Origin of the sequence: Nocardiopsis akebiae (assembly GCF_018316795.1) — a bacterium.
GTDB lineage: Bacteria > Actinomycetota > Actinomycetes > Streptosporangiales > Streptosporangiaceae > Nocardiopsis > Nocardiopsis dassonvillei.
The window spans coordinates 2,214,814-2,227,284 of sequence record NZ_CP074132.1 but is presented as its reverse complement, the minus strand read 5'-3'; the positions used below and the strand labels follow the sequence as shown (position 1 = coordinate 2,227,284).

Here is a 12,471-nt window from a genome sequence, read left to right as displayed (position 1 = left end):
CCCTCGTACCGCGGGGGCCGGGACCGGCCGGGGACGCGCCGCCGGTTTCGGCGCCCGCGTTCCCGGCATGAGGGGCATACTGGAAGCATGCCCTTGGCCCTGCCGATCTTCCCGTTGAACACCGTGCTGTTCCCCGGTATGACCGTTCCCCTGCACGTCTTCGAGCGGCGCTACCGACGCCTGGTCGCGGAGCTGCTCGGGCCCACCTTCGCCCAGGGGGACGAGATCGGACGCGGCCGGGGCCCGCTCCGGTTCGGCGTGGTGTGGATCGAACTGGGCCAGGAGGTGGCCTCCGAGTCCGGCCAGGGCGCCGGCGGCGCCGACACCGGGACCCCCACCACCGGGGGGCCGGGCACGGCGCTGCCCCGGATCAGCGCGACAGGGTGCACCGCCCTGGTGCGCGACGTGCGCACCTACGAGGACGGCCGCTACGACCTGGTCGTCGAGGGCGGCGCGCGATTCTCCATAACCGACCTGTCGCAGGTGGACGCCTCCTCCCCCGAGGAGTACTCGACCGCGTCGGTGGCCTTCCTGCCCGAGCCGACCGGCCCGGACGTGGAGGAGCACTCCGAGCGGGTGCGCGACCTGTTCGGGACCTACTCCCAGCGCCTGGCCTCGATCGGGATGTCGCCGGACGCCTCACCCGAACTGCCCAAGGACCCCATCGCGCTGTCCTACGCGGTTGCCGCGGCCGCGGTCCTGGACCAGGCGGAGAAGCAGCGGCTGCTGGAGGCCGAGGACGCCGCGACCCGGCTGGCCGTGACCGCCCGGTTCCTGCGCCGGGAGAACCGCATCGTGGCCGCTCCCACGCTGCCCAACCTGCCCGCGGGCCCCTTCCTCAACAACGGCGTGTCGTTCAACTAGGGGACCGCGCGGCGCGTTCGCCGGTCCCTTTCCGGGTCGAAGGTCCCGATACCGGTGTCCAGTGGAGGAAACACCGGGTTTCCCCGCATGCCTGCGCGCGGCCCGCCCCGTGTTGGCCTAGCCTGCTGTGCGAACCGGTGCGGCGTGCCCGGGGCCCGACCCGGGCTGTTGCGACGCACGCACCAGCGCGTTCGCGCGCGGAGAAGGAACCAGGTACTCAATGAGCGCAAAAGCCACACCCGCGACCGTGGCCGCCGGACGGACCAAGACCACGTACACGCTGCACCCCTACGAGGTGGACGGCTCCTCGGACGGGCACTCCTACGGCACCGACGCGGCCGACGCGCTCGGCGTCCCCCACGAGCACGTCTTCAAGACGCTGATCGCCGAGGTGGACGGACAGCTCACCGTCGGGGTGGTGCCCGTCAGCACCACGCTCGACCTCAAGGCGCTGGCCGCCGCGGTCGGCGGCAAGAGGGCAGCCATGGCCGACGCCGCACTGGCGGAGAAGGCCACCGGCTACGTGCGCGGCGGGATCAGCCCTCTGGGCCAGCGCAAGCGCCTGCGCACCGTGATCGACGCGTCAGTGACCGAACTGCCCACGGTCTACGTCTCGGCAGGGCGGCGGGGCCTGCAGATGGAGCTCAAGCCCCGTGACCTGATCACGCTCACCGAGGCGGTCACCGCGCCGATCGGCTCCTCCTGACCCCCGACGGGAACCGTTTCCGAGGACGTGCACGGGCTGTTGCCGGGTCACCTACCCAGGGGTAGTTTCGTGACATGAGTAACATTTCATCCCCCTTTTCCTCCGTTCCCGGTATGTTCCTCTCCCGCGTCGCCGAGTCGCCCGACTCCGAGGCGTTCAGCTACCCCCTTCCCGGCGCCTCCGGCACCCCGGAGAAGTGGGAGACCCTCACCTGGTCCCAGACCCGCGACCGGGTGCGCGACATCGCGCTGGGCCTGCACGACCTGGGCGTGACCCCCCAGGCCCGGTGCGCGATCGCCTCCAGCACGCGCGTGGAGTGGATCCTCGCCGACCTGGCCGTGCTGTGCGCGGGCGGCGCATCCACCACCGTCTACCCCTCCTCCACCCCGCCCGACTGCGCCTACATCGTCTCCGACTCGGGCAGCATGGTGGCCTTCGCCGAGAACGACGAGCAGGTCGCCAAGCTGGTCGACCAGCGCGCGCGGATGCCGGGGCTGTCGCGGGTGATCGCCTTCGAGGGCGCTGCCGGGGGCGACGACGACTGGGTGATGTCCCTGGAGGAGTTGGCCGCACGGGGCGCCGGACTCCACGCCCAGGACCCCGACCTGTTCGAGACGCTGGTCGCGGCGGTCGCACCCGACCACCTGGCCACGCTGATCTACACCTCCGGCACCACGGGCAGACCCAAGGGCGTGCGCCTGGACCACGCGAACTGGCTCTACGAGTCCCAGGCCATGGCGGACCTGGACACCGAACTGCGCGCGCAGGGCTGGGACCTGATGGGCCCAGACGACGTCCAGTACCTGTGGCTGCCGCTGTCGCACGTGTTCGGCAAACTCATGCAGGTCAGCCAGCTGCGGATCGGCTTCCGGACCGCCGTGGACGGCCGCCCCGAGCGGATCGTGGACAACCTGGCCGTCGTGCGGCCCACCTTCATGGCCGCCGCCCCGCGCATCTTCGAGAAGGTGTACAACCGCGTGGTCATGCAGGCCAAGGAGGGCGGCGCGGCCAGGTACCGGATCTTCCGGTGGGCCGCGGGGGTGGGCGACCGGGTCGCCCGGATGCGGGAGGAGGGCCGCGAGCCCACCGGCCTGCTCGCCGCGCAGTACCGGGTCGCCGACAGGCTCGTGTTCGCCAGGCTGCGGGCGCGCTTCGGGGAGCGGCTGAAGTTCTTCATCTCCGGCAGCGCTCCGCTGTCCCCCGAGATCGGCCGGTTCTTCTACGGCGCCGGGATCGTCATCCTGGAGGGCTACGGACTGACCGAGACCAGCGCCGGGACGTTCGTCAACCGGCCCGGCGACGTGCGGTTCGGCACGGTCGGGCTGCCCATGCCCGGCACCGAGGTGCGCATCGCCGAGGACGGCGAGGTCCTCATCCGGGGCGGCGGCGTGATGCGCGGCTACCACAACCTCTCCGGCGCCACGGAGGAGGTGCTCACTCCGGAGGGCTGGTTCGCCACCGGAGACATCGGCGCCCTGGAGAACGGCCGCCTGCGCATCACCGACCGCAAGAAGGAGCTGATCAAGACCTCCGGCGGCAAGTACGTGGCGCCCCAGAGCATCGAGAGCCGCTTCAAGGCGCTGTGCCCCTACGTCAGCAACCTGGTCGTGCACGGCGACCGGCGCCCCTACTGCGTGGCGCTGGTGGCCCTGGACCCCGAGTCGATCGACGCGTGGGCGCAGGAGCACGGACTGGGCCACCTCAACTACACGGGCCTGACGCGGGAGCCCAGGGTCCGGGAGATGGTGCAGGAGGCCGTGGACGAGCTCAACCGGGGCCTGCCCCGGCACGAGACCGTGAAGAGGTTCGCGATCCTGCCGAGCGACCTGACGGTCGAGGAGGGCGAGATGACGCCCAGCCTGAAGATGCGGCGGCGCGCGGTCGAGGACAAGTACCGCGACCTGCTCGACGGCATGTACGAGGAGACCGTCCGCCGGCTCTGAGGACGGGACCGGAGGCATGGAGCGCGGGTCAGCCGCGGGAGTCCTCCGGTCCCGCCTGGTCGTGCTCGGCCGGGATCGGCTCGTCGGGGAGCGGGTGGGCCGCCGGGCCCGCGTCCGGGCCGGGACCGGTCGGCGCCGCGGACTCGGCCCGCGTTTCCGCTTCCGGCTCCCGCCGCACGAGCGCGTGCCGGGGCACGCCGGGCAGGTCACGGCGCAAGAAGCTGATCGCGTCGAGCAGCCCGTACTGGAGGACGAACACCAGGGGCCAGATCAGCAGGAAGGCGGTCGCGTCGAGCTGGAGCCCGGTCTGCACGGTGGCGCCGGGCTCGGCCGCCTCGACGGCGGCGTGCGCCGGACCGTCCAGGGCCGCACCGACGCGCCAGGTGAGCACCGCCCCGCCCAGCGAACCGAGGAAGCCCGCGACCAGGCAGACCATGCGCAGGTCCTGGAAGCGGCGGCGCGACAGCGGGAACTGGGCCATGTAGGCGGTGTAGCCCGTGACCAGTCCGGTGAGGGCGGTGATGAGGGCGAACCAGCCCTCACCCGCGAACACGTCCTCGGTGGTTCCGGTGAAGACCTCGCCCCCGCCCAGCGCGGTGCCCTCCGCGCGCGGTGCGAGGCCCCACCACAACGGTCCCAGGACCGCGCCCAGCAGGAGCAGGGCTCCCAGGACGCACGCCCCCACGACCAGTCGGCGTGTCGGCGCCGACGTCTCCCCCGGGTTGCGATCCGCCATCTCCCCCACTCTCCCGCGCCCCGTCCCGGCCTGCGGAAAACCAGTGGATACGGGGCATAGCCGGAACGGAGAATACCGGCATGAGTGACAAGAACAGCCCCCTCGCCGTCCCCGGTCTCCAGCGTGTCGAGCCGCCCAAGGCCGCCGACGAGCGCACCATGCTCACCAGTTGGCTGGACTGGCACCGCGCCACGGTCCACGCCAAGTGCGCCGGGCTGTCCCCCGAACACGCCGCCGCCACTCCCCTGCCGACGTCCCCGCTGATGAGCGTGGGCGCCGTCGTCTCCCACCTGCGCTGGGTGGAGCACGCCTGGTTCGAGGTGATCCTGCTGGGGCTGCCCGACGAGGGCTACGCCACTCCGGAGGACCCCGACGCCGAGTGGCGCCGGGGCGGGGAAATACCCCTGGACCGGCTGCTGGAGGAGTACGAGGCCCAGTGCGCCCGCTCCCGGGAGATCACCGCCCGGCTGGAACTGGGTTCGGGCTCGCGGCGCGCGCACAGCGGTGAGGGGCACACCACGCTGCGGTGGGTGCTGGTGCACATGGTAGAGGAGACCGCCCGCCACAACGGCCACCTGGACGTCCTGCGCGAGCTCGCCGACGGGACGACGGGCGAGTAGTCCGACCGACGTGTACGGGCCGCGCGTCCGGTCGGATGACGGCACTGGCCGACAGGGGGTGCCGACCGACGGGGGCACCGCCCCCAAGGGGGCGCTGACACGGCGGGGGCCCGGGGACGTGTTCACGTCCCCGGGCCCGCGCGTCGTCGCCGTCACCGGTCGGCACCCGGTGCCTCAGTCCTCGTCGTCCCCCGGAGCGGAGGCGCTGTCGGCCGCCTCCTCCTCGGCGAGGATGAGGTAGAGGCCCCGCCGGGTCTCGGCCAGGAGCCGTTTGGCCCGCTCCAACTGGTCGGCGCTGCCCGCCTGGGCGACCTGCGCCGCGGCCGCGGTGAGCTGGTGGGCCAGGGCCGCGACCTCCTCGTACCGGGACCGGCTGTCGGCGTAGGCGTCGGCGACCGCCTCCCAGGGCGGGGTGAGGTCGGCGCCGTGCTCCTCCAAGTGGGCGATGCCCTCCTCGGTGAGACGGTAGGGGCGCCGCCGCCCCTCGCCCTCCTGCTGGACGACCAGGCCCTCGTCCTCCAACTGCTGGAGCATGGGGTAGACCGAGCCCGGGCTGGGCCGCCACACGCCGCCGCTGCGCTCGCGGCCCTCGCGGATGATCTCGTAGCCGCTGCGCGGCTCCTCCGCGAGCAGCAGCAGGATGCCGGTGCGCACGTCACCCCGCTTGGCGCGGTGTCCGCCCCGGCGCCGGCCGCCGGGGCCGGCTCCCGGGCCGAACCCCCCGCCCGGCCCGAAACCGCCGGGGCCGAAGCCGCCGAACGGGTGGTCGGGGGCGAAGGGCCCTCCTCCCCAGGGCGGCCGTCCCGGCCCCACCGGGTGCTCGGGGGGCGGAGGCGGGCCGGGCGGGCCGAACGCGAACCGTCCGCCGCCGCGCCGCGGGCCGCCGTGGCCGGGGTGTTCGGGGTGTCCGTGTCGCTCCTCCTCCGGCTGGCGGCCCCAGGGAAGGCGCGAACGGCGCGGTCCGCGCGCCTCCCAGGACCAGGGTCCGGGAATAGCCATGGCACTCATGATGTCGTCCTCCTTGAGATCGTACGATACAGAGCGACTATCATGCCCTGTTGCGATAGCTCAAAGATATATCGCTAACTTCGTCCTGGCAAGAGCGGGCACGAAAAAAGGTCCCCGCGCGCCCGAGGGCGCGCGGGGACCGTGGGGTCCGGGGACGTTGGGGTCCGGAGACGGTGGTCAGTAGTCGACCGCGAAGGCCCCCAGCAGGCTCTTGACCTCACCGTTGAACTCCGGGGAGATCCGCACCGAGTAGCGGTCCACGGCGTAGACCCGCGACCGGACCGGGTTGTCCACCCGGATCCGCACGGGGGTGTCCCCCTTGTGCGTGGCCAGCACCTGGCGCAGGTCGCCGACCAGCTCGGGGGTGAGGCGCTCCTCCGCGACCGTCAGCAGCACCGGGGGCTCCCCCTCGGTGACGTGCGAGATGTCCAGGATCGACATCTCCGAGGCGAACATCGACCACGTGCCGTCGCGGTCGTTGAGCCTGCCCTTGACGGTGACCGCGGTGTCCTCCAACAGGGCCTGCACGTACAGCGGATAGGTCTTGGGGAAGAACAGCACCTCCATCGAGGCGTCCAGGTCCTCGACCGTGGCGATCGCCCACTGGTTGCCCGCCTTGTTGGTGCGCTTGTCCACCTTGGAGATCAGGCCGGAGATGCGCACCTCACCGCGTTCGCGGGCCATCTCACCGGCCACGATCTGGGCGATGGAGGTGTCGCGCGAGCGGGCCAGCACCCGCTCGGCACCGGCCAGCGGGTGGCTGGAGACGTACAGGCCCAGCATCTCCCGCTCGAAGGCCAGCTTGGTCTTGCGGTCCCACTCCTCCTCGCCCCAGTTGATGTTGAGGCCGATGGGGGTGGAGTCGCCGTCGTCGCCGCCGCCGAACAGGTCGAACTGACCGTGCGCCTCCTGCTTCTTGGAGCTGATCATGCCGTCCACCGCCGTCTCGTGGTGGCGGTACAGCTCGCGGCGGGGCTGGCCGAGCGAGTCGAAGCCGCCCGCCTTGATCAGCGACTCGATGACGCGCTTGTTGCAGGCCGCCAGCTCGATCTTGGACAGGAAGTCGGTGAAGGAGCTGAACTTGCCCTTCTCCGTACGGGTCTTGATGATCGAGTTGACGACGTTGGCGCCGACGTTGCGGACCGCGCCCATGCCGAAGCGGATGTCCTTGCCCACGGGGGTGAAGCGCAGACCCGACTCGTTGACGTCGGGGGGCAGCACCTTGATGCCCTGGGTCCGGCACTCGGCCAGGTAGACCGCCATCTTGTCCTTGTCGTCGCTGACCGAGGTCAGCAGCGCGGCCATGTAGGCGGCGGGGTGGTTGGCCTTGAGGTAGGCGGTCCAGTAGGAGACCAGGGCGTACCCGGCGGCGTGCGACTTGTTGAACGCGTACCCGGCGAAGGGCAGCATGACGTCCCACAGCGCCTGCGTGGCCTCCTTGGAGAAGCCGCGGGCCTCGGCCCCGGGGAAGAACTTGGCCTCCTCCTCCTCCAGGGCCTCCTTCTTCTTCTTGCCCATCGCGCGGCGCATCAGGTCGGCGCCGCCCAGGGTGTACCCGGCCAGCTGCTGCGCGATGGCCATGATCTGCTCCTGGTAGACGAGCAGGTGGAAGGTCTCGCCCAGGATCGGCTCCAGAGCGTCCTTCAGCTCCGGGTGGATCGGGGTGACCTCCTGGCGGCCGTTCGAGCGGTCGGCGTAGTCGTTGTGCGCGTTCGCGGCCATCGGACCGGGCCGGTACAGCGACAGAACGGCCGCGATGTCGCCGAACTTCTTGGGCTCCATGCGCTTGAGCAGGTTGCGCATCGCGCCGCCGTCCAGCTGGAACACGCCCAGGGTGTCTCCCCGCGAGAGGAGCTGGTAGGTCTTCCTGTCGTCCAGGGGGAGCTTGCCGAGGTCGATGTCGATCCCCTCGGCCTCCTTGATGGACTTGACCGCGTCGTCCATGATCGTGAGGTTGCGCAGGCCCAGGAAGTCCATCTTGAGCAGGCCCATGTCCTCGCACTGAGGATAGGGAAAGCCCGTGATGATGGCGCCGTCGGTGTCGCGCTTGTGCAGCGGGATGACGTCGAGCAGGGGTTCCTTGGAGAGGATGACCCCCGCGGCGTGCACGCCCGTGCCGCGGGTCAGGCCCTCGATACCGCGCGCGGTCTCCATCACCTTGGCGACCTGCGCGTCGTTGTCGATGAGGCCGCGCAGCTCGGTGGTCTCGCCGTAGCGCTCGTGCTCGGTGTTGGTCACCGCCTCCAGCGGGATCTCCTTGCCGCCGACCGCGGCGGGGAAGGCCTTGGTGATCTGGTCGCCCACCGAGTAGGGCATGCCCAGGATGCGCGTGGAGTCCTTGACCGCGGCCTTGGCCTTGATGGTGCCGAAGGTCAGGATCTGCGCGACGCGCTCGGCGCCGTACAGGCGGGTGACGTACTCGATCATCTCCCCGCGCCGACGCTCGTCGAAGTCCAGGTCGACATCGGGCATGGTGACGCGTTCGGGGTTGAGGAACCGCTCGAACAGCAGCCCGTGCTCCAGCGGGTCCAGGTCGGTGATGCCCAGGACGTAGGCGATCATCGACCCCGCAGCCGAACCGCGCCCCGGGCCCAGCGCGATGCCGTTCTTGCGCGCGTACTGGCAGATGTCGGCGACCACGAGGAAGTAGGCGGGGAAGCCCATCTCGTTGATGATGCCGAGCTCGAAGTCGACCCGTTGCCGGATCTCGCCGTTGATCCCGTCCGGGTAGCGGGTGGGCAGGAGCCGCTCGACCTCCTTGGCCAGCCAGGAGGCCTGGGTCTCCCCCTCCGGCACGGGGAAGACCGGCATCAGGTCGCGGTGGGCGAAAACCGCGTCGTAGGCGCCCGGGTCGACTCGCTCGGCCACCAGCAGGGTGTTCCTGCACCCCTGCTCCCACTCCTCGAAGTTGAGGATGCCGCGCATCTCCTCCGCGGTCTTGAGGTAGTAGCCCGACCCGTTGAACCGGAAGCGGGTGGGGTCGTCAAGGTTCTTGCCCACGCCCACCGCCAGCAGGGCGTCGTGCGCCGAGGCCTGGGACTCGTAAACGTAGTGGGAGTCGTTGGTCACCAGCGGCGGGATGTCCAGTTCGCGGCCGACCCTGAGCAGGCCGTCGCGGACCTCCTTCTCGATGGGCACGCCGTGGTCCATCAGCTCCAGGAAGACGTTCTCCTTGCCGAAGATGTCCTGGAGCCCGGCCGCGTAGGCGACGGCCTCCTTCTCCTGGCCCAGCCGCAGCCGGGTCTGCACGCCGCCAGACGGGCAGCCGGTGGAGACGATGATGCCCTCGCTGTACTCCGACATCAGCTCCAGATCCATGCGGGGCTTCATGTAGTAGCCCTCCATGGACGCCAGCGAGGACATCCGGAACAGGTTGCGCAGGCCCTTCTCGTTCTGCGCCAGCATGGTCATGTGCAGGTAGCGGCCGCCGCCGGAGATGTCCTTGCCACCCTCTGCCGAGGCGTCGTCGGAGCCGCTGGACCGCCCCCAGAAGACCCGCTTCTTGTGGAAGCGCGACTCGGGTGCGACGTAGGCCTCGATGCCGATGATCGGGGTGACGCCGGTTCCCTTGGACTGCTGGTAGAACTCGTATGCCCCGAACATGTTGCCGTGGTCGGTCATCGCGACCGCGGGCATGCCCAGCCGCGCCGCCTCCTTGAAGAGGGGCTTGAGTTTGGCGGCCCCGTCGAGCATCGAGTACTCGGTGTGGACGTGCAGATGGGCGAAGGAGTCGGCCATGGCTCGGGTGCCCCCAGGAGGGTCGGTGGACAGGTGGTGACTCCTGAGCCTACGACTTTCCCGCGACACTCGCAGACCCCTTGTGGACAACGTGTCCCGTCCGCCTGCGGGAGCCCCCGCCCGCTCCCCACACGCCCTTCCACGTTTTCCACAGGCGGGGGTTGGAGGCGGTCCGGGGCGGGAGCGGAGTGGTTTCCTGGAAACAGGGGGGATCCCACCCGGTGAGCGTTTCGGCGTGCCCTGAAACATCCCGCGTCCCGTGCCCCGCGCCCCATGCCCCGCAGTTCGCAGACCAGCAGGGATAAATGAGCGAGGGGCAGGAAGAGTCCGTCCACAGGTTTCTCCCCTACCCGTTTCTTGGCGGGGGTTTTGGCGGCAACGAAAGCGCGCCAGCTACCGCGAAAGGGCACGGACGGCGGGGAACGGCCGGGGCCGGGTAGGGGCGTGGGCGACCGACGAAAAGCGGCATCAAAGGCAGGAGCGACCACCGGAGGGCGACCAACGCCCGGGGTGTAGGGGTGGTCGGGCTCTGCTGCGTCGGCACCAACGGCAAGCGGACCCTCCGGCCTCGGGCAACGACCCCGGCACCTGCGGTTGGGGCGGGCGACGGCACCACCAATGCCAAGGCGCCATTCTAGGTGCTCGTTTTCGGGCGCCTTTCGGTTCGCCTGAAATGTGGTCTGCCAATCGAGAGTAGCTCCGGGAAATAAAGGCGTCGAATTCGACGTTGTGAACAGTGGAGGAAAGGGCGGGTGCTGGCCTATAATAAGAAGTATGGAGATGATGATCGCAGCGCCCGAGGCGGCCCCCGGGGGATGCTCCCCGGCCGTGGCCGCGCTGGCCGGTGCGCGCGAGATCATCGACCGGGCGTTGAACACCGAAGTCCCGCCCGGGGCGGACGAGGCGGCCGCTGAGGAGATCGCGGCGCTGTGGGCCCAACTGGACCAGATCCGCTACCAGGCTCTGGCGCGGATGGCGCGTTTGTACGCACGCGGTGCGGTGGCCCGCTACAGCGGCTACTCCACGTTGGACAAGTGGTTGGTGCACCACGCCGCGCTGCCCACCGCCCAGGCCAAGGATTTGGCCCGTCTGGCCCAGCACGTGCACGAGGAGACGCTGCCCGCCACCGCCCAGGCCGTGGCTGAGGGCCGGGTGGTGTTGGGTGAGGCGGTGGTGATCGCCAAGGCCACCGACAAAGCCGTCCAGACCCGTGACGAGGACCATTTCCCCGACCAGGCGCAGTACCGGCAGGGGTTCGAGTCGGCGCTGGTGGCGGCGAAGGCGGAGCGGCCCGCGTTGTCGGTCAACCAGCTCCAGTCGGTGGCCCGTCAGGTCGCCTACCGTTTGGATCCGCACCGTTTGGACCGCGACCACGAGGCGGCTCATGCCGCACGCGGCCTGACGGTCCATGACACGTTCCAGGGCAGCTACCAGTTGCAGGCCTGGGGCGGGTCCGGGGACGCGTTGATCGTGCGCGCGGCCATCGACACCTTCACCACCCCACCCAGCCAGGACGACACCCGGTCCCGGTCCCAGCGTGAGCACGACGCCCTCATCGCCGCGCTGCGTTTCGCCACCACCCACACCGGATGCACCAACACTCCCGCCCCGCTGGCGCAGATCCGCATCGTCGTACCCGTACAGACCTACCTGGACACTGAGGGTCAGGAAAAGCCCGCGCTGGACGAGCACGGCCGGGTGATCCCGGTCGGGCTGGTGCACGAGTTGGCCGCCGACTCCGAGGTGGTGCGGATACTCACCGCCCCACCCACCGGCCAGGTGCTGGACGTGGGGCCCGGCCGACGCCTGGCCTCAGCCCGGCAGCGCACCGCCGCCTTCCACGGGCACACCACCTGCGCCCACCCGGGCGGGTGTGAGGTGCCGGTGGCGTTGTGCCAGGCCGACCACGTGCGGTCGTTCTCCCGGGGCGGGCGCACGGTGGTGGCGAACCTGCAACCGTTGTGCGGGCCGCACAACCGGGCCAAGTACCAACGCGAACTACGCACACACCAGCAGAGGAAACGGCACCATCCGCCCGACAGGATTCCGGTTCCACCGCCCCGGGAATGACCCCCGGGTCGTGCCGGTCCCCGGCATGTCCGTGTCCGGCACGCCCGCGCCCGACAGGCGGCCCGGGACCCGCGCCCGACCCGCCAGGGGCACCACACGCCGCGCCCGGTGTGCAGGCGGGCCTCCGGGGCGATGAGGGTTCCGGCCACGGCAGGGGCCGTGGCCGGACGGTGGCGGCTGACTCGGTGGAGGGCATGCGACTTCGCTTCGGAGAGGGTGCCCCGGGAGCAAGAATGGTATTTGAAATGCATATTGAATCCGCCCTCACGGCCCCCTCCTCCGGGGTCGTTCCCACGCGGAGGGGCCAGGTGGGGATGGCCACGGGCGGACCGCGGCCGAAGCGTCCCTGGGGCCCTACGGGCGCAGCAGGGTCAGCACGTCGCGCGTGGGCGGGGACACCAGCGATTCCACGGTGACGCCGTCGAGCGAGGTGTAGAACGCCTCGTGCGCCTCGCGCAGGGCGCCGCGCAGGCGGCAGGCGGCGCGCAGCGGGCAGGGCGGGGCGTCCTCGCACCCCGTGAGTTCCCCCGCCCCCTCCAGTTCGCGCACGATCGACCCGACCGAGGCCCGCCGCCCGCTCCCGGTCAGGAGCAGCCCGCCGTTGCGGCCGCGCCGCGCCTCCACCAGTCCCATGTCGGACAGCCGCGCAACGGCCTTGGCCATGTGCGTGTAGGGCACGGAGAGCATCGAGGCGACGGCCCTGGTGGTGAGGAGTTCGCCCTCGTCCGCGACCGCGAGCCGCATGACCAGGCGCAGGGAGACGTCGGTGAAGGCGGTCAGGCGCAT

9 protein-coding genes are annotated in these 12,471 nt (G+C 70.8%); 5 read left to right on the top strand and 4 right to left on the bottom strand.

The window, feature by feature from the left end; all coding sequences use genetic code 11:
- Positions 1-87 precede the first annotated feature (87 nt).
- The 3 genes from KGD83_RS09620 (at position 88) to KGD83_RS09610 (ending at position 3,513) form a co-directional block, all read left to right on the top strand.
- The gene (locus KGD83_RS09620) at positions 88-864 is read left to right on the top strand and encodes an LON peptidase substrate-binding domain-containing protein (protein ID WP_212643467.1); all 777 of its coding nucleotides are present in this window, start codon (positions 88-90) and stop codon (positions 862-864) included.
- Positions 865-1,084: 220 nt separating this feature from the next.
- Positions 1,085-1,570 carry a Cys-tRNA(Pro) deacylase gene (gene ybaK, locus KGD83_RS09615; RefSeq protein WP_212643466.1) on the top strand — a complete coding sequence of 162 codons (486 nt, stop codon included), beginning with the start codon at positions 1,085-1,087 and terminating at the stop codon, positions 1,568-1,570.
- Between the two features lie 74 nt (positions 1,571-1,644).
- Positions 1,645-3,513: an AMP-dependent synthetase/ligase gene (locus tag KGD83_RS09610; RefSeq protein WP_212643465.1), complete on the top strand. Its 1,869-nt coding sequence runs from the start codon at positions 1,645-1,647 to the stop codon at positions 3,511-3,513.
- 28 nt (positions 3,514-3,541) lie between these two features.
- Here KGD83_RS09610 and KGD83_RS09605 read toward each other — a convergent pair whose 3' ends face one another.
- Positions 3,542-4,249: a hypothetical protein gene (locus KGD83_RS09605; RefSeq protein WP_212643464.1), complete on the bottom strand. Its 708-nt coding sequence runs from the start codon at positions 4,247-4,249 to the stop codon at positions 3,542-3,544.
- Positions 4,250-4,329: 80 nt separating this feature from the next.
- On the opposite strand from KGD83_RS09605, the gene KGD83_RS09600 reads away from it, so the two are divergent.
- Positions 4,330-4,869 carry a DinB family protein gene (locus KGD83_RS09600; protein WP_212643463.1) on the top strand — a complete coding sequence of 180 codons (540 nt, stop codon included), beginning with the start codon at positions 4,330-4,332 and terminating at the stop codon, positions 4,867-4,869.
- Between the two features lie 174 nt (positions 4,870-5,043).
- On the opposite strand, the gene KGD83_RS09595 is transcribed toward KGD83_RS09600, so the two are convergent.
- Together KGD83_RS09595 and dnaE are read right to left on the bottom strand one after the other, a co-directional pair.
- Positions 5,044-5,877, bottom strand: coding sequence for a PadR family transcriptional regulator (locus KGD83_RS09595; RefSeq protein WP_212643462.1), 834 nt, complete (start codon positions 5,875-5,877; stop codon positions 5,044-5,046).
- Between the two features lie 177 nt (positions 5,878-6,054).
- Positions 6,055-9,615: a DNA polymerase III subunit alpha gene (gene dnaE / locus KGD83_RS09590; protein ID WP_212643461.1), complete on the bottom strand. Its 3,561-nt coding sequence runs from the start codon at positions 9,613-9,615 to the stop codon at positions 6,055-6,057.
- 783 nt (positions 9,616-10,398) lie between these two features.
- Between dnaE and KGD83_RS09585 the strand changes: the two genes are divergently transcribed.
- Positions 10,399-11,685, top strand: coding sequence for an HNH endonuclease signature motif containing protein (locus KGD83_RS09585; protein WP_212644351.1), 1,287 nt, complete (start codon positions 10,399-10,401; stop codon positions 11,683-11,685).
- A gap of 354 nt (positions 11,686-12,039) precedes the next feature.
- Here KGD83_RS09585 and KGD83_RS09580 read toward each other — a convergent pair whose 3' ends face one another.
- Positions 12,040-12,471, bottom strand: a complete 432-nt coding sequence (locus KGD83_RS09580; protein WP_212643460.1) for an RrF2 family transcriptional regulator — start codon at positions 12,469-12,471, stop codon at positions 12,040-12,042.

Bases quoted from the DNA above. Each gene is read 5' to 3' on its own strand.
- KGD83_RS09620 (WP_212643467.1), top strand. From the start codon at position 88: ATGCCCTTGGCCCTGCCGATCTTCCCGTTGAACACCGTGCTGTTCCCC.
- ybaK (WP_212643466.1), top strand. From the start codon at position 1,085: ATGAGCGCAAAAGCCACACCCGCGACCGTGGCCGCCGGACGGACCAAG.
- KGD83_RS09610 (WP_212643465.1), top strand. From the start codon at position 1,645: ATGAGTAACATTTCATCCCCCTTTTCCTCCGTTCCCGGTATGTTCCTC.
- KGD83_RS09605 (WP_212643464.1), bottom strand. From the start codon at position 4,249: ATGGCGGATCGCAACCCGGGGGAGACGTCGGCGCCGACACGCCGACTG.
- KGD83_RS09600 (WP_212643463.1), top strand. From the start codon at position 4,330: ATGAGTGACAAGAACAGCCCCCTCGCCGTCCCCGGTCTCCAGCGTGTC.
- KGD83_RS09595 (WP_212643462.1), bottom strand. From the start codon at position 5,877: ATGAGTGCCATGGCTATTCCCGGACCCTGGTCCTGGGAGGCGCGCGGA.
- dnaE (WP_212643461.1), bottom strand. From the start codon at position 9,615: ATGGCCGACTCCTTCGCCCATCTGCACGTCCACACCGAGTACTCGATG.
- KGD83_RS09585 (WP_212644351.1), top strand. From the start codon at position 10,399: ATGATCGCAGCGCCCGAGGCGGCCCCCGGGGGATGCTCCCCGGCCGTG.
- KGD83_RS09580 (WP_212643460.1), bottom strand. From the start codon at position 12,471: ATGCGCCTGACCGCCTTCACCGACGTCTCCCTGCGCCTGGTCATGCGG.